Annotated in this window: 20 protein-coding genes, 2 pseudogenes and 1 riboswitch; of the genes and pseudogenes, 20 read left to right on the forward strand and 2 right to left on the reverse strand. The window is 52.8% G+C overall.

Features of this window, described 5'->3' with window-relative positions; genetic code table 11:
* Nucleotides 1-83: 83 nt before the first annotated feature.
* From erm to XI25_RS08955, 7 genes are all read left to right on the forward strand, one after another.
* The gene (erm, locus tag XI25_RS08930; RefSeq protein WP_235439767.1) at nt 84-950 is read left to right on the forward strand and encodes a 23S ribosomal RNA methyltransferase Erm; all 867 of its coding nucleotides are present in this window, start codon (nt 84-86) and stop codon (nt 948-950) included.
* 53 nt (nt 951-1,003) lie between these two features.
* Nucleotides 1,004-1,840 carry a GNAT family N-acetyltransferase gene (locus XI25_RS08935; protein WP_046678253.1) on the forward strand — a complete coding sequence of 279 codons (837 nt, stop codon included), beginning with the start codon at nt 1,004-1,006 and terminating at the stop codon, nt 1,838-1,840.
* Nucleotides 1,841-2,026: 186 nt separating this feature from the next.
* The gene (locus XI25_RS08940; protein WP_046678254.1) at nt 2,027-2,566 is read left to right on the forward strand and encodes a GNAT family N-acetyltransferase; all 540 of its coding nucleotides are present in this window, start codon (nt 2,027-2,029) and stop codon (nt 2,564-2,566) included.
* A gap of 204 nt (nt 2,567-2,770) precedes the next feature.
* On the forward strand, nt 2,771-3,862 hold the full coding sequence (locus XI25_RS08945) for a hypothetical protein (RefSeq protein ID WP_046678255.1): 1,092 nt from the start codon (nt 2,771-2,773) through the stop codon (nt 3,860-3,862).
* A gap of 104 nt (nt 3,863-3,966) precedes the next feature.
* Complete coding sequence (locus tag XI25_RS32870; protein ID WP_052759532.1) at nt 3,967-4,392, forward strand: hypothetical protein; 426 nt, start codon at nt 3,967-3,969, stop codon at nt 4,390-4,392.
* Nucleotides 4,393-4,457: 65 nt separating this feature from the next.
* Nucleotides 4,458-5,639 (forward strand): DUF4855 domain-containing protein, encoded by a 1,182-nt coding sequence (locus tag XI25_RS08950; RefSeq protein ID WP_052759533.1) that lies wholly within the window; start codon nt 4,458-4,460, stop codon nt 5,637-5,639.
* A gap of 229 nt (nt 5,640-5,868) precedes the next feature.
* Nucleotides 5,869-6,029, forward strand: a riboswitch (FMN riboswitch).
* A 131-nt stretch (nt 6,030-6,160) separates the two neighbouring features.
* Entirely contained in the window at nt 6,161-7,135 is a 975-nt protein-coding gene (locus XI25_RS08955; protein WP_046678256.1) for a DMT family transporter, read from the forward strand.
* Nucleotides 7,136-7,669: 534 nt separating this feature from the next.
* Here XI25_RS08955 and XI25_RS08960 read toward each other — a convergent pair.
* Entirely contained in the window at nt 7,670-7,954 is a 285-nt protein-coding gene (locus XI25_RS08960) for a hypothetical protein (RefSeq protein WP_046678257.1), read from the reverse strand.
* A 447-nt stretch (nt 7,955-8,401) separates the two neighbouring features.
* Nucleotides 8,402-9,289, reverse strand: a complete 888-nt coding sequence (locus XI25_RS08965) for a LysR family transcriptional regulator (RefSeq protein ID WP_046678258.1) — start codon at nt 9,287-9,289, stop codon at nt 8,402-8,404.
* Nucleotides 9,290-9,412: 123 nt separating this feature from the next.
* On the opposite strand from XI25_RS08965, the gene XI25_RS08970 reads away from it, so the two are divergent.
* The 13 genes and pseudogenes from XI25_RS08970 (at nt 9,413) to XI25_RS09030 (ending at nt 25,048) form a co-directional block, all read left to right on the forward strand.
* A complete protein-coding gene (locus XI25_RS08970; RefSeq protein ID WP_046678259.1) occupies nt 9,413-10,153 on the forward strand; it encodes an SDR family NAD(P)-dependent oxidoreductase in 741 nt (246 codons plus the stop codon).
* 291 nt (nt 10,154-10,444) lie between these two features.
* The gene (locus XI25_RS08980; protein WP_327204748.1) at nt 10,445-11,452 is read left to right on the forward strand and encodes a LacI family DNA-binding transcriptional regulator; all 1,008 of its coding nucleotides are present in this window, start codon (nt 10,445-10,447) and stop codon (nt 11,450-11,452) included.
* Nucleotides 11,453-11,742: 290 nt separating this feature from the next.
* Nucleotides 11,743-13,146: an ABC transporter substrate-binding protein gene (locus XI25_RS08985; protein ID WP_046678261.1), complete on the forward strand. Its 1,404-nt coding sequence runs from the start codon at nt 11,743-11,745 to the stop codon at nt 13,144-13,146.
* 121 nt (nt 13,147-13,267) lie between these two features.
* Nucleotides 13,268-14,350, forward strand: coding sequence for a carbohydrate ABC transporter permease (locus tag XI25_RS08990; RefSeq protein WP_046678262.1), 1,083 nt, complete (start codon nt 13,268-13,270; stop codon nt 14,348-14,350).
* Nucleotides 14,351-15,438 (forward strand): annotated as a pseudogene (locus XI25_RS09000) (carbohydrate ABC transporter permease).
* Between the two features lie 146 nt (nt 15,439-15,584).
* Nucleotides 15,585-16,748 (forward strand): annotated as a pseudogene (locus XI25_RS35735) (beta-phosphoglucomutase); the annotation flags it as partial.
* A 65-nt stretch (nt 16,749-16,813) separates the two neighbouring features.
* Nucleotides 16,814-17,923 (forward strand): glycosyl hydrolase family 65 protein, encoded by a 1,110-nt coding sequence (locus XI25_RS35740; RefSeq protein WP_268794481.1) that lies wholly within the window; start codon nt 16,814-16,816, stop codon nt 17,921-17,923.
* 458 nt (nt 17,924-18,381) lie between these two features.
* A complete protein-coding gene (locus tag XI25_RS09010) occupies nt 18,382-19,740 on the forward strand; it encodes an FAD-dependent oxidoreductase (RefSeq protein ID WP_046678264.1) in 1,359 nt (452 codons plus the stop codon).
* Between the two features lie 91 nt (nt 19,741-19,831).
* The gene (locus tag XI25_RS34435; protein ID WP_235439768.1) at nt 19,832-20,230 is read left to right on the forward strand and encodes a hypothetical protein; all 399 of its coding nucleotides are present in this window, start codon (nt 19,832-19,834) and stop codon (nt 20,228-20,230) included.
* Complete coding sequence (locus XI25_RS09015) at nt 20,224-21,126, forward strand: citrate transporter (protein ID WP_235439769.1); 903 nt, start codon at nt 20,224-20,226, stop codon at nt 21,124-21,126. Before XI25_RS34435 ends, XI25_RS09015 begins: the two co-directional genes overlap by 7 nt.
* Nucleotides 21,127-21,199: 73 nt before the next feature.
* Nucleotides 21,200-23,347: a hydantoinase/oxoprolinase family protein gene (locus tag XI25_RS09020; protein WP_046678265.1), complete on the forward strand. Its 2,148-nt coding sequence runs from the start codon at nt 21,200-21,202 to the stop codon at nt 23,345-23,347.
* 35 nt (nt 23,348-23,382) lie between these two features.
* On the forward strand, nt 23,383-24,090 hold the full coding sequence (locus XI25_RS09025; protein WP_235439770.1) for a hypothetical protein: 708 nt from the start codon (nt 23,383-23,385) through the stop codon (nt 24,088-24,090).
* 97 nt (nt 24,091-24,187) lie between these two features.
* The gene (locus XI25_RS09030; protein ID WP_046678266.1) at nt 24,188-25,048 is read left to right on the forward strand and encodes a MurR/RpiR family transcriptional regulator; all 861 of its coding nucleotides are present in this window, start codon (nt 24,188-24,190) and stop codon (nt 25,046-25,048) included.
* Nucleotides 25,049-25,125 lie beyond the last annotated feature (77 nt).

Raw genomic sequence — 25,125 nt, forward strand, 5'->3', positions numbered from 1 at the left:
TTTCATTTTTTAAAAAATGACCAAGGGTTATTTGTGCTGTACCTTTTTCATTCTCTTAAATACGAATGAATGAGGTGCTTTTTGTGTTGAAAAATAAGAAAAATCGCCGCGGGAAGTCGGAACCATCGCCGAACTTCTCTTCGCAGCATTTGTTATTCCATAAGCCGCTGATCCATGAAATGATCCGGCTCGCACATATAACCCCCATGGATACCGTCATGGATATCGGGGCGGGCAAGGGTGCCATCACGCTGCCTTTGGCGGAAAAAGCCGGCAGGGTTTTGGCCGTCGAGAACGATCCGGTATATGCCGAAAAGCTTGCTCTGAAAATGAGGGATATACCGAATGTCCGGGTGAAACAGGCGGATATTTTGCAAACCGATCTTCCCAAGGTGCCGTTCTCGGTCGTCTCGAATATTCCTTTTTCCATCACCACCCCCATTCTCGAAAAACTCCTCCATCATCCGGGAGTGCCGTTAAAATGCGCTGTCCTGATTATTGAGAAGGGAGCGGCAAGGCGGTTTACATCGGTTCCGGTGACGGACCCGCGAATCCTGAAATGGAGAATGTGGTTCGATTTTCAGGTGGTACGGACGGTCTCGCCGGAGCATTTCTCTCCCCGGCCGCGAGTCGACTCGGCGGTGATGATCATCCGCAAAAAGAAAAATCCGGAGATATCGCCGGCGGAGCATGCCAAATTTTCGGCTCTCGCCTCCCAGGCTTTGCGTCAGCCCAAAATGCCGCTTTCCGCGGCTTTGGGAGACATTTTTACGCCGGTGCAGATCACCAGGCTGGCAGGTTTGCTGAATCTTAACAGGGATGCGCCGATAGGTACATTGAACGAACGGCAATGGGGAACGGTATTCCGTTCCATGGTCCAGTACGCCCCGCCTCACCGGCGGCCAAGATTGCCAAAGAACGGCTTTAAAAAAAATAAACACAGACGGTAGCATTAGGAAAAACACAGCATGAAACGGTCTTCGTGATAAAGGACGTGTAAGCTATGTTTTATATAAAAGAACGTAATGAATGGTTAGGAAAACAGCTGCTTCGCGCAGACAGCGACGTCATGTTCGCAGGGGTAGTAACCGGGCATCAACCCGGCGAAGTATGGGTAAACGACCTTGCCCGTCCCTCATGGGCTCTCGTATGGTCAGGCGGGTTGGAGGGTTTTTGTTTTATGGGGAATCCGTTGACGCTGCCGCCCCAAGACGGTTTCGAAAGTTTTATCGATGGGGGAATCATTCCATTCTTGAAAGAGAAAGGCATTCGTTGTTTCGAATTTTCGGCGGAGGGTGAGGCATGGGTTCCGGCTCTCTATGATGTTCTCGGCAGCCGGGATCTCCAAGAAAGCTATCAGTATGTGTACAAGTCTGACCCGCCGGCTTGGCGGCATTCTGCCGATGGGAATCCGGCCGTTCCCGAACCCTTTAGGGCTGTCCGGCTGGATGCGCGGCAGCTTCATGAATGGGAGCTGGATCGAGTGGAAAATGGAGATTTCCTGATCCGGTATGTTGAACAGTATTGGGGAACTTTGAGCAACTTTTTGGATGAGGGCTTTGGTTATGCCGCCTTAACCGACGGCAACGCTATCGCGGGTCTGGCGGTATCCTCGGCGAAGTTTGGCATGACCCGAGCCATTGGCGTCGAGACGTTGGAGGACTATCGGCGCCTGGGCTTGTCGAGTTCGCTTGTGAAGCTGTTGTTGAACGACTTCCATAATCATGGAATTACCGCTTGGTGGGATTGCATGGAAAGCAATATCGCCTCCCAAAAAACAGCGGAAAAGGCAGGTTTAACGAGAAGTCATCGTTACAAAATCAACTGGTTTACCTTTTAAAGGGAGAACAAGTAAAACAAGCGGATTGTCCGTTAAGCCGGGCAGTCCGTTTTCTTTTTGAGGCGCGAAAAGTTCAATCCTGAAGCCGTCCGGGTCTCGTTGCAGTTGAAACCCTGGATGGATGTTGGTTATAATGGACTTATAAAAACGACATTAATGTCTATTTTGTAAAAGGGAGAGAAGAAGATGCTGTTTGAATCGGCAAGAATCAAATTCCGCAAGATGACGGCGGAGGATGCGGGGATGTATAACCGATGGAGAAATGACCTTGGGGTCATGAGAACGACCAGCCCCGCACTCGATTTGTTTACCGAGGAGGAAACGAATGAGTTCGTGAATCATGTTATCCTGGGATCAGGAACGTCCAAAAGCTACATCATCGTGGACAAGCAAAGCGATCAGCCGGTCGGGATCGTCTCGCTCATTCAGTTGGATTACAAAAACCGCAATGCGGAATGCATTATCGATATCGGCGAGAAGGATTACTGGGGTAAAGGCTACGGGAACGAGGCGCTCCGCCTGCTCCTGGACTATGCCTTTTTAGAGCTGAATCTGCACCGGGTTTCATTAAGGGTATTCTCTTTTAACCATAGAGCGGTACATATGTACGAAAAAATTGGGTTTAAGCATGAAGGCGCCTCCCGTCAAGCCATATACAGGGAAGGCGCGTGGGGTGACATTATCCACATGGGCATTCTACAGCATGAATATCTTCAAACCACTTAGGCTGTTCCAAAAGCAGGCATGTTTGCATGCCTGCTTTTGATTTTCGAAAGAGAAAAAATCGTCTTTAAATCGATAAGTCCGTTTTTTTAGGTTCCGATGGAGTAGAATGATTTCAGAATCCATTCATGATAAAGAGGGGAGGGAGCATAGAAATATTCTCTTTTTCATCTAGTAAAGAAGTATGATTCGAAAGGGATGATTTGAATGAAGGAGCTTGCTTCTCGGATAACGAAACAGATCAAGCCTTATTTTGACGGATTGCTGAGGCTCGATGAAACGACGAACAAAGTATACCTATGTGACGATGAGCTCGGCGATCGCGCAAGCTGCTGCACCACCGCGGCAATTGCCGCATTTTACGCTTTGGACCATCTCCTTCACGGCGGGGATGGAAACGAAATAGCCCGGCATCTGGCAGAGGACGTCAGAAACCGGCAACTGCCGAGCGGCGGCTATACGCAGCCCTATTACGTGAAGCAAGGCGAGGAGCCGCCCATTGATATTGCAGAAGTCGGTGCGGCAGCCGACACGTTATATCACGTTCACAAGGCAACAGGCAGCTCTCACGCAAAGGCGAGCCTGATTCATTCCGCCGAGTATCTGCTGACACAAGTATCCAGGCACAATCCGGGCGTGGTCATGAAGCGGCCGGGGGAAGATTTTGATGTGCTGAACGGCGATATGTACGCTGCGCATACATTCGGCCGTGCTTACGAACTAAGCGGCGATCCTGTTTATTTGGAAAAGGTCAGGGACGTATTTGCTCATTTAACCGAAAGATTCGGCAAAAATACGCCCGGATGGTGGCCTTACATCGAACGTTTGGACGGCTCGGTTCAGATGGGAAACAGCGTGCTGTATCAAGCGACGATTGTCGGGCTGGCACGTACGGCGGTTCCCCTGCTTCCTGCTTCAATGCGCGATGAATGGACTGCCGTCTCGCGGGAAGCAGTGGAAACGATGGTGAACGCGATGGCGTCTCCCCCTTCCGAAGAGACCGAGGCTCCATGGTGGACACGGGATTGGAGTTTGGGATGGGAGCTCTATATGGCGTTGTGGCGTGTCTCCGAGGTTCCCGAAATCCGCGAAAAAGGACGCCGGCGTTTCTTCGAAGCCGCGGAGGACTTGAAAGAGCGCGGCATGGAGATGTTTAAACCCAAAGTACGACATGAGGAGCCGGACCGGACGCCCGTGACGACCACATTCCGCAAAGCTGCGGGTTTTGCCGGAACGATTGCCTGCATGGTGCTTGAGGATTGGCCTTACGGGGAAACCGCCGACGGTAAAGGTGCATAGGTTCGGGAAGCTGCAAGCCGAGAAAATTGTTTTGGAGAGGAGGGAGCGGTCTTTATTAACGGTCCGCTGACGGACCGAATTTATGATTGAAGGGATGGAATATCATGAAGAAAACGATGGCGATACTGTTTGCGGCTGCAATGATGATGGCCGGACCAGGTTCCTTGAACGCTGACAACGGGGCAGACAAACCGGCGATCAACCTTGCTCTAGGAAAAAGTTACACGCTGGAGACGCCTTACACCGTTGATGCGCTGTTCGGAAAAACGGAAATGTCGCATCCGGATGATACGGGATTCCAGTTGACCGACGGGAAGCATGGCGGAACGGTCTTTTCCGACAGCGCTTACATAGGGAGGTTGTGGCAGGGCAGCCGCATCATCACGATAGACCTTGGCAAGCAGTCCACGGTTCAGGAAGTATACATTCATATGCTGCAGGACAATGCCAACGGCATTTTTTTCCGGAAAAAGTGTTTTTTTCGTTGTCGAATGACGGAACAAAGTGGCAGCATCTGGAGGAGGGGATAAGCAAAGTCCCTTCCACTGAGCGAGGCCCGGTTGTCCAAAAAATCGGAATCGGGGATATAAACACGGTGTCCCGGTATGTGAGATTGGAAGTTCCGGTATCGTCTTGGATTTTCATGGACGAGATTGAGGTTTTGGGTTCCGAGGATCTTTCCGGTCGAAAACTGCGCCCTTCCCCCAAAGGCCCGAAGGACGATACCGGATATCCCAAAGAGGGTTCCAAAGCTTCGGGACACATGAATAACCAGGTGCTGTTATACACGGGAGAGTGGCAGTATCAGCCAGCCGATTGGATCTCTTATACCAAGGAGGACCTGAAATCGCTGGTGGCTTATGTGGATCGGAACAATGAAGCGAAGGATTTCATGTTTGACGGTTTTTTGTTCCTGCCTTACGGACCGCTGCCGAACGGAGCCCATTATGCGCCGAATACGGCATTGCCGACCGATATGAACGACTGGGAGCATCATCTGGACCGTCTGTTCCGGGAGGACCGCGAGCTGGGGGCGCTAAATCGCGCCGTGACCGAGACAAAAGCCGAGCTGAAGGAGCGGAATTACAAGGCCAAAGTGGTGGTGACCATCCCTTATCCCCGCACGGATCAAGGAAACTTTGGTGACGTGGACGGCGACGGAATCAACGAGAATTTGAACGTGCAAGAGGTGGGCGAGGAACAGGTCCTGGCCAATCGAAAAAAAGTGGTCAAGTGGTATGTGGACGAGGTTTATAAGCGTTGGATGCAGGCGGATTACAAGGAACTTGAATTAGCCTCCTTTTATTGGTATGCGGAATTTGTTTCACGCCAGACGAGCGTGAACGAAGACCTTCTTATCCAATGGACTTCCGATTATGTCCATAGGCAAGGAGCAGCATTCCAATGGATACCATATTACTTTGCCCGCGGTTGGAACGATTGGAAACGCAACGGATTTGATACGGCGCTGATGCAGCCGAACTACATGTTCCATAATACGGCGGAAGATCGGCTGGATACGATAGCGAGAGCGGCATATGATCACGGAATGGGTGTCGAGATCGAAATGAATGATGCGGTTTTGGAAAATTCCGAGGCGCGGGATAAGTATTATGCCTATTTGAACAAAGGGGTCGAATATGGTTATATGCGCTCTTTCAAAGCATTTTATCAACAAGTGAAAACGCTGAAACAGGCAGCCGAATCTCCGGTTCCCGCCGCCCGGGAGGTATACGATAAAACCTATTCTTATTTAAAAGGGACCTATCGGCCATAAGCCATAAATAAAAAACGAATTTTCAGGGGTGGTAACTTATTGATATATGCTGTATAATTCTCAGTAATGATTTATTTATTTGAAATTATCATGATTTTTCTGCAATATAATTGTTTTTCACGAAAATAATCATGATATAATTTCAATGTGATCTATGTATCAGCGGGTTGCATTCATTTTTAGTATCATAAGTTCAAGACAATTAAGGTTAACAAAATTTTAAATGAATATGGATCTTCGGGGTAAGGTGAAATTCCTGACCGGCGGTGATGGTTCGTTATATGTAGAAACGTTCCTCAGCCCGCGACTCTCCGTTTTGAAACTCAAGACGGCGACTGACTTGGTGCAATTCCAAGGCCGACGGTATAGTCCGGATGGGAGAAGATCAAACTTAGGTTTGCCGTGCGCTTTTTTTAGCTTTCGGTAGGCTTATTTGGTCAGCCCCCGGTTCGGTCGATGAGATCGATTTTCGGGGGCTTTCTGCTGGCAAGACTCCGTATTCAGGAACAGGAGACGGCAAGATGGGAAACGTTAGCGCAAGAGTCAAGGTACCGAATGTTTCGGTAAAGGAAAACCGCCGCTTCAGAGGCGGGTTCTGGCTGGTTGTATTGGGAGCGGCCCTGTGGGGTGTGGACCCTTTGTTCCGCATCATCCTTCTGAAGAACATGACCTCCTCGCAAATCGTACTGCTTGAGCATGTCATTATATCTCTTATTGCCATCCCGGTGATTTGGAAAAACCGCCACGAGTTCAAAAGCATCGGCTGGAGGCATGTCGGCGCGCTGCTCTTCATATCATGGGGCGGTTCGGGCATAGCGACGATTCTGTTTACCATGGGACTTTCCAGCGGCAACCTGAATGCGGTGCTGCTTCTGCAAAAGCTGCAGCCGCTGTTTGCCATTATCCTGGCAAGCCTTCTGCTTAAAGAGAAGCTTCCGCGGCATTTTGCCAAGCTGTTCGTCGTGGCGCTTGCAGGGACGTATCTGCTTACCTTCGGAGTAACCCTGCCGATCGGGCATTGGAGCGAATTCGTGCAGGTCGGCAGTCTGCTGTCGCTCGGAGCGGCAGCTTTATGGGGAGGATCGACGGTCATGGGCCGGCTCATGGTGGGACAGATGAAGTATGAGACGGTCACGTCGCTGCGCTTTGTCCTGGCGCTTCCCCTTCTGGGCGTGATCACGTGGAATGAGGGAGCGGGATGGAATTTGCCTGCGGCCGGCACGAGCGATTTTGCGGCGGTCTTGCTCAATCTGATCGGCCAGGCGCTGCTGCCGGGACTGCTCAGCCTTCTGGTGTATTACAAGGGATTGACCACAACCAAAGCGTCGGTGGCGACGCTGGCCGAGTTGAGTTTCCCGATGGTGGGCGTTTTGATCAACTGGGTCGTTTTCCATGAAGTCGTCACCTATGCCCAAATTACCGGCTTTTTGCTGATCTGGTTTTCCCTGTTCATGATTTCCAGACAGTCGGATTCCTCGGCCCCTGCGGGGGAGTGATAATACGCGTAAAAGAATAAGCATGGTTCCGGACTCGTTTCGGGGCTATGCTTTTTTTGCCTAATCGTTCAAATTTTCGGATTTTCTGATTTATTGGAGCTCGGCGGTTTTGGTATGATGGAAATACAAATCCAGAGGCGGCCTTGTTGGCTCGAATTTCTCCGGGGGGGTTAGCAATTCTAATTACGATATGGAAACGACCGGGCAAAATAATGTCGGCAAAGGTCAGGGCTGGCCAACCGCAATCATGAAAACTATCCTCCCTTATACAAGCTGGGACTTTGGCCCGAACGGCATTTGGACCATGCAAGACGGCCGCGCCTATCCGTATTTACAGTGGCAGAATATGATGCCTTGAGCGTGAACATGCAGCAAACACCCGTCCGTTAGCCCGGGCGGGTGTTTGTTTCTGTGCTATAAGAGGTCGGCCGCACCAATCATTCTTGAATCGCAAGAAAACACATGGAAGAGAGCGTTTATGCCCGTTAGAGCGCCTCTTTTTTCGAACTTCAGCCAGACAAGCAAGCCGGAAGGCTATTCCAGCAATTTAACCTCTTCCGGCGTCACCGAATAGGCATAGACCGTCTCCATTTTCGGCCCCTCTCCGTTTTCCGGCTCGCAGTTTCGTTCTATCTTTATGATGTATTCGTTCCCGGTTTGCCTGGCGTCTGTGACTCTATTGAACGTTTGCAGGCCGTTTCCGCATGGCGGAACATGTTCCAGTGCATTTTCTTCAGCGGTATCGCGGGTAGAGCCTTTTTCATCCGTGCAGCCGTTGAGCAATGAAAGCAGAAGCACGTACAGTAATAATCGTTTCATGGACCCTCCTTAAAATCGATGAAATATCGATAGACGGCAGCTGTCAGTCGCCAATTAACGTTAACGGACATAGAGTCCGTTACTGCCTCCTAACTCCTTGTCCCCGTTCTCTAACGGACACAGGAAACGCTTAGAAGGGAGTGAGGGATGTAACATACGTCGAAATGGGCAAGTAACGGATCTGTTGTCCGTTAGAATTTTTTAGCGCCCTAAAAACGGGTCTAACGGATCCCATGTCCGTTAAATCCCGCGAATAAACTGAAGTGAAAGAAAGTCTATAAGCTTTGGCCGTACGTCCCGAGAGTCGAAAAAGACATCCGGAATGACGGAAATAACGGACAAAGCGAGAACGAAGGAAAATGGCAGAAATCATGGTATGAGTGTGCATTGTATTCTAACTAAAATTTTGGGCTAGGACGGCGGTCGTTATGGATACTGGAGAAACGGTTAGCCCAGCATAAACAGCTCTTGTTTTAAAAACTGATACAGCTTGGCTTGCGCCAGTTTTAACGGGTATTCCGACGCTTTACAGAGAATGCCGAAAGTCATATCGATGAGACTGCCGGCGATCGGCCGTGCGATCGTTCCATTGGGGACGGTTTTCGTTACGATTTCGGGCACAAGGGCAATGCCTAACCCGTTTTCCACATAAAACTTCAAAGCCGTCATGCTTCCGACTTCCATCGTATCCAGCGAAACGGTCCCCGATTCCTGCAGCACCATCTCCAGTTTTCTGCGGTAGGGACAGGCTGCCGAGGTAATGAGAAGCCGGTGCTCCCGAAGATCATCCGGCGTTATCACCGTTTTTGGCGCAAGCGGATGATTCTCCGGCATCAGAACCACGAACTTTTCTTTAAACAAAGGTTCAAAATAAAGAGCGGAGCCCAGATCAGGCGCCGAGCAGAGCGCCATGTCGACGTCCCCTTTGAGCAGCCGTTCGCTCAATGTTGGCGTATTCGAAATGTCCACCGAGATGCGAATGTTCGGAAATCGGGTTAAAAAACTCCTCAAGATACCGGGCAAGCGATAACTGGCCGTGGGCTCGGTCACCCCTAAACGGACGTTCCCCGCTTCGCCCCATTGCAAATTTGAAATGCTTGATTGCAGTTGTTCCATGTTTTTTACGATTTGCAGGCTTTGTTCGTGAAACAGCCTTCCGGCCTCGGTTAACCGGATTTTTTTCCCCCGTTCGATCAAGGGAACGCCTAGGTCGGATTCCAGCTTTTGAATTTGCATCGTCACCGTGGACTGCGCATAGTTCATTTCTTCGGCTGCACGGATAAAGCTCCCGTGCTTCACAATCATTTGAAACGTTTTTAAGGTTTTAAGATCCATTGGAGTACCTTCAATCTAAAGATCAATTTTTTTGAATCAAAAGTTTAATTAATTCAATTATACAAATTGAACGCGACGATATACAATCATTTCTATCAGGTGCAGCTAAGGAGATGACGGAAGATGGATTTAACCAATAAAGTGGCACTCGTTACCGGCGGCGGTACCGGGATCGGCCGGGCAACGTGCCTCGCTCTGGCCAAGCGGGGGGCGGCCGTTGCGGTGAATTACTCGCGTTCGAAAGCCGAGGCGGAAGAAACGGTACACATCATCAATGGCGAAGGCGGACGTGCCATAGCTGTACGGGCCGATGTTTCCCGGGATAAGGAAGTTAGAGAAATGGCCGAGATCGTTGCGGATCAATTCGGGACGATCGATTTGCTTGTAAATAACGCGAGCATTACGCGTCATATTCCGTTTGACGACTTGGAGTCGGCAAGGGGGGAGGTGTGGGACGAGCTTTATGATGTGAACGTGAAAGGCATGTTTTACTGTGCCCGCGCCGTCTCATCTTTCATGAAAAAGAACAAGCAAGGCGCCATCGTCAATCTCGGCAGCATCGCGGGACAGACGGGGCTTGGCTCCTCGCTGCCTTACGCCGTTTCCAAAGCGGCCGTTCACGGTCTTACGAAATCGTTGGCGCGTGCCCTTGCTCCCGATATCAGGGTGAACTGCGTGGTCCCGGGCGCCGTCGCGACAAGATGGTGGGCGGGAAGGGAAGAACAAATGAAGAACCTGGCCCCCCATCTTCTGCTGCAGCGCATTTCAACCCCGGAAGATATTGCGCAGTTCATCTGCGCGGCATTGGAGCAGGAAGCGATGACGGGTCAAATCATTACGGTAGACAGTGGACAAACGCTGTAAAAAGGATGAACCCGTGCAGGTATATATTCTTGATTTGTTCCCTGTAGCGGGTGCTCATGATGACCGGACAAGACAAGGGTGTTCTTGTTCGGTCATTTTATATTTCCGCCAAAAGCCGGATTCGAATGAAAACGAGCACAGGGCAAAGGATAAGCAGGAGTAAGAGAATCGAAAGCGTGCATGCGGATTCCATTTTTCTCCTCCGTGTAAACGCTGACAAAAAGATTGCCAATGCCGATTGACCTTGTTATAATGTCGTTGAAAAGGTTTTCAGAAGAGGATGTTATCGACATGATGAAACCAACGATCCGAGACGTGGCCCGAATGGCCCAAGTATCCATCAGCACCGTGTCCCGAGTGATGAACGCGCCTGAATCTGTCGTGGAAAGCAAGCGGGAACGGGTGCTTGAAGCCATCGAGAAGCTGCAGTATCAGCCGAACTCTTTTGCAAGGGGGTTGATCTACAAGAAGTCCTTTACGCTTGGCTTGCTTATTCCCGACATCGAAAATTTTTATTACTCCGGCATTATCCGGGGGATGCAGGATGCGTGCATCAAGCTCGGCTACAGCCTGATGATCTGCAATACGGACCGGGACAAAGACCGACTGCTATCCTACATCGACATTTTGCATGAGAAGCAGGTGGACGGGATCGTGTTTGCGAGCGACGTGCTGTTCCCCGAGTATTACGACAAGCTGCTCCGCTGCAAAATTCCGTTCGTTCTCTTGTCCACGCACTCCGACGAATATGATATTCCCTGCGTGGAGATCGATGATGAGGCGGCTGCCTATGATGCCGTTAAATTCCTGATCGATCTCGGACATCGCGAAATCGGCATGATCGGGTTCAATCACGAGAATTCAATTTCGGGACCCCCGAGGTATGAAGGCTTTGTTAGGGCGTTAACCGAAGCCGGATTGGAGCATAATGCCAGTAAAATCCGCAGCGCCACGCACCGTTTTGAGCATGCTTACGAGGCTGCCCACGAGTTGTTTACGGATTATCCCGAGTTGACGGCCGTTTTCTGCGTAGCGGACGAATTTGCGATGGGGGTCATTTCCTATCTGAGAGACCGGAGCATACTCGTGCCGGGGCAGGTATCGGTCGTGGGCTTCGACAATTTGCGGATCGCGAATATGTTTATTCCCAAGCTGAGCACCATTGCCCAGCCGATCTATGAAATGGGGTACCGGGCAGCGGAAAAGCTTCATGAACTTGCGACCACGGGAAAGGTGGAGGTTGTGCGGGAGCGGATGCCGCATAAGCTGGTTGTCAGGGAATCTTCCCGGGAAAAGTAAAAGTTCCATGCTTTTCCTTCGTTTTGAAAAGCTTTTCAAAGCGGGGCGGAGGCCAATCTCAAAGCTAACCGGATTACCTGCGGCGATCCCCGATCTTGATTGAACCGCCTAAGCGAATCGAAGTTTTGTAAACGCTTTTACGAATTGGATTCAAGTCGATAGATAGATGGAAGGCTCAGAGGAATGGTAAGGAGGTGATCCGCAAACTCCCGGATAGCGGCGACGAAACGTGCTGAACGGCAAAGAATTTTTGTTTTCCAACATTTATTTCAAAGGGGATGTAAGGAAAAATGAGAAAAGCTGCGAAATCCAAAATGTCACTGCTGCTGGTGCTCCTGTTGTCATTTGCCATGACGCTGAGCGCCTGCGGCGGATCGGGTAATGCGGGACCTTCGACAGAACCGCCTGCCTCAAACAACGGCGGCAATGAAGGAGACAAGGGCGGAGAAACGGCGGCCGGCTCCCCGCTGGAGAAAGCGCTCAAAGGGGAATACAAGGGCACCAAGGTCACGATGTACGGTCCTTTCGTGGACGTCGACCAGAAAAAGTTCGAGGAAAGCATCAAGGACTTTGAAGAGAAGACCGGCATCGACATCCAGTATGAGGGCTCCAAGGAGTTCGAAGCCACGATCAACGTCCGCGTGGACGGAGGCAATGCTCCGGATATCGCCGACTTCCCTCAGCCGGGTCTTCTGGCTTCCATTGCCAAAACGGGCAAGGTCGTGGATCTTACCAATGTGTTGGACCAGGATAAACTGAAAAGCAACTACAACGAAAGCTGGCTGGAAATGTCCAAGATGGACGGAAAAGACGGAAAAATCATGGCAGGCATCTGGAACCGCAGCAGCGTAAAAAGCCTGGTGTGGTATCCGAAGAAGCAGTTTGAGGACGCCGGATACAAAGTTCCCGAAACTTGGGACGACATGATGAAGCTGACCGAGCAAATCGCGAAGGACGGCGATCCGGCTTGGACGATCGGCATCGAAAGCGGCGCGGCTACGGGCTGGCCGGCTACGGACTGGATCGAAAACATCATGCTCCGCACGACTTCGCCGGAAAACTACGATAAATGGGTGAAGGGCGAGCTTCCGTTCACTTCGCCGGAAGTGAAAAACGCATTTGAAATCATGTCCAAAATATGGCTGAATCCGGACTATGTATACGGCGGCAACAAGTCCATCGTCACGACGTCGTTCGGAGATGCTCCAAAGCCGATGTTCGATAATCCGCCGAAAGCCTGGTTTAATCTGCTCGGGAACTTCATTACAAGTTTCTTCCCGGAAACCGCCAAGGTGGATGAGGACTACGACTGGTTCTACCTGCCGCCGATCGATGAGCAGTACGGCAAACCGGTGCTGGTAGCGGGCGATATTTACGCGATGTTTAACGACCGCCCTGAAGTCCGCGCCGTCATGGAGTTCTTCACGACAGGCGAATCGATTAAGACTTGGGTGCAGTCCGGCGGCGTCATTGCGCCGATGAACGACGCTCCGCTCGATTGGTACTCCTCCGAATCCGACAAGCGGATGGCACAGCTCGTGCAAGATGCCACGACCTTGCGCTTTGACGGTTCCGACCTGATGCCGGGCAAAGTAGGTGCCGGAACGTTCTGGAAAGGCATGACAGACTATGTGAGCGGAACGGCAAAGCTTGACGAAGTCCTGAAACAAATCCAGTCCGGTTGGGACAACTGACGAACAACTTTACCGGATATTCCACGCGGTTTTTGGCATGACAAAAAGAGGGGCAGTCATTTACGCATGCAGGTCTGCCTCTCTTTTTGCATCCTTGAGGTCCATTCTAGGAGGTTATCCAATGAACACACAAGCCAAAAGAGGGATCAGCCTTAAAGGCGTGCTGCTCTTCCTGGGCGTGCTCGCCGCCAACATCGTGATCAACGGCTTGATCTTCATGTTTTTCCGGGACTCCACGCTGAATCCGCTGCTCACGGCACTTTTTGCCGTATTGTGGGGGGTTATCGGGGTGTACCTGATTTATTACTCCCTGAGCTGGGCGGTTGAACAGTTTCCGGATCTCACGCGGAGAAAAGTTCTCCCGTATATATTCGTCGGCCCCGCCGTCATCGTTCTGGGCTGGCTCCTGGTGCTTCCGGCGCTGCGCACGTTTTATTTAAGCTTTTTTAATGCATCTTCTGATAAGTTCGTCGGTCTCGGCAACTACATTGCAATCTTCAGCGACCGGCTGCTCGCGACGGCTTTGCGCAACAACCTGCTGTGGGTATTTGTCGGAACCTTGTTCTGCGTGGCTTTCGGGCTGCTGATTGCCATTCTTGCTGACCGGAGCAGTTATGAGCGGATTGCAAAATCGATTATTTTCATGCCGATGGCCATCTCGTTCGTGGCTGCCGGCGTCATATGGAAGTTTGTTTATTATTACCAGCCGGGCGATGAGCAGATCGGTCTCCTGAACGTCATCGTCACCGCTTTCGGCGGGGAGCCGCAAGCCTGGGTCAGCCTGCTGCAGCCGTGGAACAACTTTTTTCTGATCGTGATCCTGATCTGGATGCAAACGGGATTTGCGATGGTTATCTTCTCCGCGGCCATCAAAGGCGTGCCCGAGGATATTCTCGAGGCGGCGAGAGTGGACGGCGCAGGCGAAATCCGGATCTTTTTCAAAATCATCATTCCGTTCATCTCCACCACGATACTGACCGTCACGACAACGATTATCGTGTTTACGCTGAAAATTTTCGACGTGGTCATGGTGATGACGGGGGGACAATACGGAACCGAGGTGGTAGCGACGCAGTTTTACCGGCAGTTCTTCATGTACCGGAATTTCGGCTACGGCTCAACCCTTGCGATCGTGCTGCTGATTGCGGTTATACCCGTGATTTACTTCAACCTACGTCAATTCCGCAAGCAGGGGGGATTCTAAATGGTTGGCAAAAAGAAAAGAAAAGGCAAATGGATCGTCAATCTGGTCCTCGGCCTCATCTGTTTCGTATGGCTGCTTCCGACGCTGGGCCTTCTGGTCTCGTCCTTCCGTCCGGCGGCCGACATTATGCAGACCGGCTGGTGGAACGTCCTTCCGCACCAGGAATGGAAAACGGCGGAAACGATCCGGCTGTCAAAGGAAACCGATCTGCGGCAACCGATCGAGGTGAACGGGAAAACCTACAGCGACGAACAACTGAAATCGGGCGTATGGAGGGGGACAGCCGCCTGATCTGGCAAAACCGCCGCGCACGCGAAATTAACGTGCAGGAGCAGGGCTGGGTGGCCGCTCCCAAGCTGACGCTGGACAACTACAAAAATGTGGTCAGCGGCAAGGAATATACCATTAAAAACCCGGACGGCAGCGAAACGAAGGACAAAGGCACCGGCCTGTCCCAGGCTTTCTGGAATACGCTGACGATTGCGGTCCCGGCTACGGTCATCCCGGTGCTCATCGCTTCTTTTGCGGCTTATGCCTTCGCGTGGCTACGGTTTCCTGGACGCCGGACGCTGTTTGTCCTGATCATCGCGATGCTGGTCATCCCGCTTCAAGTGGCGCTGATTCCGGTGCTCAAGGATTATACCGCGCTCGGACTCAACGGCACGTACCTGGGAATCTGGCTGGCGCATACCGCTTTCGGTCTGCCGCTCGTTACGTACTTTATGTACAACTTCATAAGCCAGCTGCCGAAAGATTTGTTCGAGTCGGCTTTCATCGATGGAGCGAGCCATTTTACGATATTCAGCAAGCTTATTCTTCCGCTGTCCGTTCCGGCTCTGGCTTCCATCGGCATCTTCCAGTTCCTGTGGGTATGGAACGACTACCTGGTATCGCTTATTTTCATCGGCAACCAGCCGAGCGTGCAGGTAATGTCCATGAAAATCGCCGATCTCGTCGGTTCCCGCGGCAACGACTGGCATTTGCTGACGTCAGCGGCTTTTATATCCATGCTTATGCCGCTCGCCATCTTCTTCCTGCTGCAAAAGTATTTCGTGCGGGGCTTGATGGGCGGCTCGGTGAAGGGTTGACAAGGGAACGGTGGCAGCAGGTTTTCAATATAAGTTCAAAAAGGCGGGTTTTCAGCACCGGGACTTGGTTCTCATCGTGATCAAAAGTCGACTTTACGAACGACCTCTCATATGAAATCGCGAGCTGTTAGGAGGCTGAACAACCGATGAAATTGAAGAAATTTGAGCGTACCGCGGCCCTTTACCCATACCGGGACTGGAGTCTTGTGGAGGAAGCCTACGACGAGGCGAACCATCAGAGGAGCGAAAGCCTGTTTGCGCTTGGTAACGGATATATCGGCATGCGGGGGAACTTCGAGGAAGGGTATTTCGGGGAGAAGGGCTCATCCGTCACCGGCAATTACTTAAACGGGTTTTACGATTCCAACCCGATCGTTTATCCGGAGGGAGCCTACGGGTATCCTTCCCGCAATCAATCGATGCTGAACGTGACGAATGCCCAGCTTATACAGCTTATCGTCGAAGGCGAGCCGTTTCATCTTCATGCCGGGAAGGTGTTGTCTTACCGCAGGGAATTGGATATGAGAAAAGGGATGCTTCACAGGGAGGTGGAGTGGGAGTCTCCGGCGGGTCATCGGGTCCGGATCAACATCCGGCGGATGGTGGCGCTGTGCCGGAAGCATCTGGCGGCCGTATGCTATGAGGTGAAAGCTCTCAATTTTGACGGGACCTTGCAGCTAGCATCCTCCATGGACGGAAAAATCGCGGGGGGAGAAGCTTCGGGCGATCCCCGTCTTGGAGCGGGAACGGTACAGCCGAGCCTGCTGATGGAAGAGACGATCTTCGGCGAACGCGTTTCGATGATGCGGCAGCGTACCCGCCATTCGGGATTTGAGCTGCTTACGGCGATCAGCCATCAAGTAGAGGCCCCTGGTGAAACCGAATGCTCCGCAAGTGTAAGGGACGAATGCATGACGGTAGAATTTTCGGCAAGGTTGGCCCCGGGAGAAGCCCTGACCCTCACGAAGTATATTACGTACCACACGTCAAAAGATTATCCCGAACCGGAGCTCCTTCCGCTTGCGGAAGAGCTGCACGGGCAGGCGGCAGCGGAAGGGTTCGAGTCGCTCCAGCGGGAACAGGAGCTGTTTCTGAATGCGTTTTGGAGCCGCGCCGATATCGAGATCGAGGGCGATCCGGCCCTGCAGCAGGGTATCCGGTTCAACGCGTTTCAGCTGCTGCAGTCCGCCGGACGTGACGGGGTCACGAATATCGGTGCCAAGGGACTGACCGGGGAAGGTTACGAGGGACATTATTTTTGGGATACGGAGATGTATATTCTTCCGTTCTTCACGTACACGCAGCCGGAAACGGCGAGGGCCCTGCTGGACTTCCGCTATGCGACGCTGGACCGGGCGCGGACCCGGGCTCCGTCATGTCCCAGAGGGGAGCGCTGTATCCATGGCGGACCATCGACGGCGACGAGAACTCGGCGTATTATCCTGCGGGTACCGCGCAGGTGCACATCAATGCGGATATCGCTTATGCGATCAGGCAGTACGTCGAGGCTACGGGAGATACCTTGTTCCTTGCCGACAAGGGTGCGGAGATCCTGTTCGAAACGTCCAGATTCTGGGTTGATCTGGGGCATTTCAATCCGGCGCGCGGCGGAGCGTTCTGCATCGATGCGGTCACCGGACCGGACGAGTATACGGCCGTCGTGAACAACAATGCCTACACCAATCTGATGGCCCAGAGCCAGCTTAGGTATGCGTACGAGACGGCCGGGCTGCTGCGGCGGGAGTATCCCGGGCAATATGAAGCGCTGAAGCGGAAAATCGGCCTTGGCGACGAGGAGCCGGGGCTGTGGCTGGAAGCCGCCGAACGCATGTATGTGCCTTATGACGAGGAGCTTGGAATCTATGCGCAGGACGACGCCTTTTTAAGCAAGAAAAAATGGGACTTCGATAATGCGCCTGCGGAAAAATATCCCCTGCTGCTGCATTACCATCCGCTTGTCATCTACCGGCATCAGGTGTTGAAACAGGCGGATCTCGTGCTTGCCCTGTTCCTTCTCGGCGAGCGGTTTACCCTTGAGGAGAAGCGCCGGAACTACGAATATTACGAGCCGCTGACGACGCATGATTCCTCGTTGTCGCCTTGCATTCACAGCATCGTTTCCGCGGAGATCGGCGATCTTGCGGGCGCGTATGATTACTTCAACAGGACGGTGCGGATGGATCTGGATGACATCAACGGCAACGCCAAGGACGGACTTCATACGGCCGCGATGGCGGGCTCGTGGATGGCGATCGTAAACGGTTTTGGCGGGTTCAGAAACGCGGACGGTAGGTTGAGCTTCCGTCCCAAGCTGCCGGCACACTGGGACGGTTGTCGTTTCCGCATAACGTACAGGGGAAGGCTGCTGGAAATCCGGATGAAGCCTTCCGGGACGGAGTATGCCCTGCTTGAAGGAGAGCCCATGGCATTTCTTCATGAAGGCAGGGAAGTGGCGATAAAACCTCAGGAAACCTTGCGTTTGTAAGGCGGCAGGTTTTTCAACCGACCGGTTAACTTTTCTTGGGGCTGAACATATGTAAAAAAACATGATCCTGAGCGCATGCCAGGATCATGTTTTTTTTCGGTTTTTCCGGTTAATCTTTTCATCCCATTCACTCTTTTTTGTTCGTTTCAGTTAGTTTAGCACAGGGCCTTCTTCAAAATATTGCGCTCTCATTCGCAAGCCGTTCCGAAAGGCATAGTTTTTGGGGGAAAAGCATACTTCTCTCTCAAGCCGGAATCCATGCCGCAACCGCTTGCTCATTTTGGCGTCCGACAGGGTACTGTAACATCGGGCTCGTCTTTTTTCGGAAAATAACTTTCTTAATTTCCGGATTTTTAGAAAAATATTTTCCTAAAAGCGTTTACATAATCGTTTTGATTTGTTAATCTAGGGTCAAGAAACCCACATAACTCATGAACCGAAGGAGTGAAGATTGAAAAATGAACAAGGTGCAGAAATATGACGTAGTCGTGATGGGCGGCGGCATTTCAGGAGCAATGGCGGCCGTGGCCGCATCCAGCTCGGGCGCAAGGACGTTGATCGTGGAGTCGCACGGATTCCTGGGCGGCACGCTGACCGCCAATGGCGTCGGTCCGATGATGACCTTCCATGCAGGTGAGAAGCTGGCCATCCAGGGATTCACCGATCAGCTGATCGAACGGCTGAAGAAGCTCGGGAAATCGCCGGGGCATATATTCGACACGGTAGGGTTTACATATTCGGTCACCCCGTTCGACGCCGAAGCAATGAAGCATGAGCTGGAATTGATGGTGACCGAAAACGGGGGCGAAATCCTGTACCATACGATGCTGGCAGGGGTAAAGACCGAAAACGGCCGGATCGCTAGCATCACGGTGTGCAACAAGTCGGGATTGAGCGAAATCGAGGCGTCCGTCTTCATTGACGGCACAGGCGACGGGGATCTATCGGTCGGAGCAGGCGCAAAGTTCACCAAGGGCCGGGAATCCGACGGGGCGATGCAGCCCATGACGCTAAAAATGAAAATGTACAACGTGGATATTCCGAAGGTTAAGGAATACATTCATGCCCACCCGGAGGACTTCCCGCTGTATAACGGAGACACGTCCATCATCGAGAAGGCTCCGCGCTTGTCGGTCGGCGGGTTCGACAGTTTGTTCAGGGAAGCGAAGGCCAAGGGCGAGATATCCATCCCCCGGGAAAATATCCTGTTCTTCGAGACGAACAACCCCGGCGAAGTCATCCTGAACACGACCCGGATCTTGGGTCATGACCCGACGGACGCGTTCAGCCTCAGCCGGGCGGAAATGGTCGGACGCAAGCAGTGCCGGGAGCTCGAGCTGTTCGTGCGCAAGTATATTCCGGGTTTCGAGAACGCCGTGGTGGAATCCACCGGACCGAGCATCGGGGTAAGAGGCTCCCGGCAGATCGTCGGAATGTATACGCTGACGGCGGAAGACCTTCTGCAGCAGCGGAAATTCGAGGATGCGATCGCGCATTCCGGATATCCGATCGATATCCACAGTCCGGACGGGGAAGGAACGAAGCACGAGAAGCTGGAATGGGGCGGCATGTACAGCATTCCATACTCTTGCATGATCACCGAAGAGGTACGAAACCTCATCGTCATCGGCCGCTGCATCTCGGCAACCTTCGAAGCCCAGGCCGCAATGAGAACCACGCCGACCACGGGAGCGATCGGTCATGCCGGCGGCGTGGCGGCAGCGATGGCCGCAAAAAACGGGGTCGACGTGCAGGACGTGGATATCAAGGAAGTGCAGCGGTTGCTCAAACAACAAGGCGCCTATCTGGAGATTTAAGAGGAAATTCAAAAAGTCATATTTTGATCGCGTGCTTTAGTTATTATTTTACAAATGAAAACGAGCCATCATTTTGAGAGGGGATATTAAAGTGACATCTTTAATGTGGTTTCAGGCTATAGGCATTCTAATCGTGTTCCTTGTGTTTGTCGGCTTGATGATGACCCGGAAGCTGCCGACCATTCTGGCGCTGCCGCTCATGGCGATCCTGTTTGCCGTGATCGCCGGCGTGCCGTGGATGTCCGACGATCCCGAGACGCAGACGATCGCGAAAACCATATTGTCCGCCGGTTCCATGAGATTGTCCGGCGCAATCGCTGGCCTCGTGTTCGGCGCTTGGTTCGGGCAAATTCTGAACAAAGTCGGCATCACGAAATCCATCATCCGCAAGGCGGCGGAGCTTGCCGGCGACAAGCCGGTATTGATCGCCATCCTGTTTTTCGTGACGGCTTCCATCATTTTCTCCGCGGCGGGCGCCTCGGCATGGTGATCCTGGTCGGTACCATCGTCATTCCGATCATGCTTACCGCAGGCATTTCGCAATTCGTCGCCTCGATCGTCGTGGTATCGGCCGTCGGAGTCGGCGCCTTGTTCAACGTATCCAACTGGGCGGTTTATGTGGATGTTTTAGGCCTTTCCGTGGCGGAAATCGCAGATTATACGCTGGTCGCCGCGCTTCCTCTGATCGTTATTTCGCTAGCCATGATCGTGTTTTACATCCGAAAAGACGGAAAAGGCCGCAAAGCTTGGGCCATGCCGAATACGGCCGCAGGCGGCGAAGGCAAAAAAGTGCCGGCCATCGCCCTGATCAGCCCGCTCGTGCCGGTCATTCTCGTATTTGCCTTTAAGCTGGACATCGTGCCTGCCGTCGTGATCGGCGCACTGGTCACCATCCTGCTGACGCTGCCGAAGCGTCCGGTACATGTGCTCTCCAGCGCTTTGGTCGAGGGCATTCAGGATATCGCCGGGGCGATGGCGCTCATGATCGGCATCGGCATTCTCCTGAATTCCGTCATGGCCCCTCAGGTTTCGGCGCTGATCTCGCCGCTCATCGAATCGGTATTGCCGACGAATCCGATCATGTACGTCCTGTTCTTTACGCTGCTGTCGCCGCTGGCGATTTATCGCGGACCGCTGAACGTATGGGGACTCGGAAGCGGCATCGCCGCCTTGTTCGTGTCGGCGGGCATGACGCCGATCGCCGCGATGCTTGCCCTGCGCGTGGTGAGCAACGTGCAGGCGGTATCCGACCCGACGAACTCGCATAACGTTTGGGTAGCCGATTTTACGAAGAGCGACATTAACGAGATTTTGAAGAAGACGCTGCCATGGATGATGGTTGCCGTGCTGATTTCCATGCTGATCGGATCATTCATGGTGTTCTAAACCAAAGAACGAACCCGGGCGGGGCATTGCATAACCCATGCGGTCACCCGCCCGTTACTTCAGGAGGAGAACGATGGAGAGACAAAAAGTAAGGGTAGGGATTGATGTCGGGGGCACGTTTACGGACGCGGCCGTCATTGACAATGAAACGTTCGAAGTGATCGAGAAAATGAAAATTCCGACGACCCACCACGACGAGGACGGCGTGGCTAAAGGGATCGTGCAGATTTTGGACAAAATATTGGCAAGCCGGGGCATCCGGCCGGACGACGTTACCTTTATCGCGCACGGCACGACGCAGGCGACGAACGCACTGCTTGAAGGCGATGTAGCGTCCGTCGGCATCATCGGCATGGGTTCCGGGCTCGACGGTCTCAGCGCGCGTTCGGAATCGAATCCGGGCGACATTGAGCTGGCGCCTGGCAAGTTCCTGAAGACCTTCCATACGTACCTGGATTCCAAGGAACTCACGGACGAGCGGATCGAAGCGGCGATTGATGAGTTGGTGAGGCAGGGGGCCGAGGTGATCGTTGCTTCCGAAGCCTACAGCGTGGACGATCCCGCGAACGAGCTGAGGGTGGCGGACATCGCGAGCCGCAAAGGCATTTACGCGACCGGAGGCCACGAAATATCCCAGCTATACGGATTGAAGACCCGAACGAGAACGGCCGTGGTCAACGCCTCGCTCATCCCGAAAATGATGGAAACCGCGAATATGACGGAAAAATCCGTCAAAAACGCGAACATCAAGTCCCAACTGATGATCATGCGCTGCGACGGCGGCGTGATGAGCATCGACGAGGTGCGGAAGCGCCCGATTCTGACGATGCTGTCCGGCCTTGCGGCAGGGGTTGCGGGAGCGCTGATGTACGAAAAAATTTCGGACGGCATCTTTTTCGAGGTCGGCGGCACGAGCGTCGATATTTCCGTCATCAAGAACGGCAAGGTCATGATCAAGAATGCTCAGGTCGGCGGCCACCGCACGTATTTGCAGTCGCTGGACGTACGGACCCTCGGCATTGCCGGAGGCAGCATGATCAAGGTTTCGGGAGGCCGGATCAGCGATGTCGGCCCGCGCAGCGCCCATATTGCCGGCAAGGAGTACGAAGCATTTGCCCAAACCGGGGATATCGTCAGTCCCAAAGTGAAGTATGTCAGCCCGAGAGCGGGAGATCCGGCGGAATATGCCGTCTGCGAGTGCGCCGGCGGGAAGGAGTTTTCCTATACGCTTGCCGGGGCGGCCAACATCCTGGGTTATATCCCGGAAGGCGATTATGCGGAAGGGAACAAGGAGGCGGCGGTGAAAGCCTGGGAGGCCCTGGCGGCCCATGTAGGCTTAAGCGTGGAGGAAACCGCAAGGCAGGTCATGGACATCGCGATCGATAAAACGATGAAGACGGTAAACGAGATGATCGAGGATTACGAACTGGACCGTTCGTTCGTCACGCTCGTGGGCGGCGGCGGAAGCGGCGCGGTGCTTGTCCCGGCCATGGCGGAACGCGAGAACATGAAGTGCCAGATCGCGAATAATGCTCCTTATATTTCAACCATCGGCGTCGCTCTGGCCATGGTCAAGGAGCAGCTTGAACGGACCGTCGTCAATCCGACGGAAGAGGACATCAAGCGGATCCGGGCCGAGATCGTGGAGCGCATCGTCAAATCGGGCGCCAACGAGGATACGGTCGAGGTCACGATTGAAATCGACAGCCAGAAAAATATTTTGCGCGCCATTGCCACGGGATCGACGGAGCTTCGCTCCAAGGATCTGGGACAGCAGGCCATGTCCGAACAGGAAATGGCGGCGATCGCGGCCCAATCCGTGGATCAGCCGCTGGAGCACACGAAGCTGGCGGCCCAAACGGGACGCTGGAGCCTTTACGCCAGCGAGCAGGTGAAAAAAGCATTTTTCGGATTGGTTAAGAAAAAGTCGAATGCCGTAAGCGTCCTGGACCGGGAAGGCGTCGTGCGTTTCAAAAGGGCGAACGTGCAATACGCCAAGCTGTCCAAGTCACAGTTTGGGGGAGCTTTGAACGAGTTCTTGGACGATAACACGATTTATTCCGACGCCAATGCCACGATCCCGAAGGTGTTTGTTTTTTATAAGGAGAAGATGCTGGATTTAACGGGAATGCAGACGAAGGAGCAGCTGTTATCCATTCTGGAAATCGAGACGGAATTACTGCGGGCCGAGGATGAATTGATCGTTATCGCGTATCAGTAACGGCAACGGCGTTTTGAACAGGAGGGGAGGAACCCATGATGGCGGCTCGGGAAGAGGTCGGACAGATCAGGGATGAAACGATGTCATTTCCGGAAAAAATCGGGCGGATCACGGACGAGGCGATGGCCTGCGCGGAGCTGGAACAGGATCTTCTTTTTCACAAAATCCCGAAAGAGAAACTGCCGTATTATGTGAGCGCCTCGCTTGACCGGGGCAGGAAGGCGGCGTCCGCCTTTCAAGGACAAGGCATCAGGGCCCTCTGCAGAACGGAAGGACTCCGGTATGAAGTGACGGACCGGACCGGAACTTTCCACAATCTTTCCTTTCGCGCACAAATCGATTTTGCCAAGGATAAACCGGAAATCATCATTTATTCGGCTTCGCTCCGGGGGATGAAGCAGGCTTATTTGGACACTTTCGGAAGTACGCCGGACAAGGGTGAAATGGATCGCCTGGTGGATATCCATCTGGCCCACGAGTTTTATCACTATTTGGAATTCAAGTCGGGACGCTTTACGAACGAAGAACTGGAACCGGTCGAGGTGTTCCGTCTGGGTTCTCTGTATACGAAGCGTTCCGGCGTGGCCAAAACGAGCGAGATCGCGGCCCATGCGTTTTGCAAGGAGCTGCTGCGGCTGCCGTGCCTGCCCAACCTGATCGATTACGTCTACCTGATCGGCAGAGGAGAGCTGAGCGAGCAACAGTTCGAATCCCGGCTCCGGGAATGGCAATCCTGGCTGTAACCTTTTCTCAATACCCGAATCAGTGTGATATAATGGGGTGTGCTAGCGAGGGTTACCGGATTAGCTATTTTTCTTAGGTAGATCAGGAGGAGGTAACATGTCTTCACAGGTTCCGGCCGTCATCGCAAAAATCGTATCGCAAACGCAAAAATTAACATACGGGGAAAATCAGATCGCCAACTTCGTGATTCACAACCCCGAATTTATTACGCGGAATACCATTACCGCCATCGCCAATGAGATCGGCGTATCGGAGACAAGCATCAACCGCTTCTGCAAAAAAGTCGGATTTAAGGGCTTTAACGATTTCAAAATCGCATTTGCCCAGGATGCGTTTTACCGGGACATGCAGGCGAAAAAGAAAGAGCGGCGGGAGATCAATCCGATTGACGCGCTTGCCTTGGACTATAACGAGCTGATCGTCAATACCTCGGCCCTGATTACGGAAGAACAGCTGCAGCAAGTGGTTGGACTGCTTAAACAGGCTCGGCGGATTTTTTTGTTCGGATTGTTCGACTCCTTTCTGGCCGCCATTGCGTTAAAGAACAGGCTTTCGATCATCGGAATCATGTCGGAGGCAATCAGCGACAGCCGGGCGATGAAGATCGCCGCTTCGCAGTGCAGCCCGGAGGATGTCGTCATTGCGTTCTCCCGGTCGGGATCCACGAAGGAGATCGTGGACGCGGTTGCCATTGCCCAGATGAATCAGGCCAAAACGGTTGCGATAACCTGTTACGATGCCTCCCCGATCACGGAAAACGCGGTGGTCGATATGATCGTACCGGATAAAATTTCGGTCAGCAACAGCGCGCTCATGTCCAATCACATTACCTTCCTGTTCGTCGTGGATCTCATCATGAACGTATTCATTTCCTCGGACAAAAAATATTTGAAAAAGAAGCTGGACAGCGAGGCCATTCTGGCCAGCGACCAGTCCATTACGAATTACTTTCTGTAAACTGAAAAAGACGCTCGCCTCGGCACAAACCGCAGGTGGGCGTCTTTTATTTTAGGAACTTCCGGATTGAATGGCTG

The sequence above is a fragment of the Paenibacillus sp. DMB20 genome, from assembly GCF_000987955.1.
Classification (GTDB): Bacteria; Bacillota; Bacilli; order Paenibacillales; family Paenibacillaceae; genus Paenibacillus_AQ.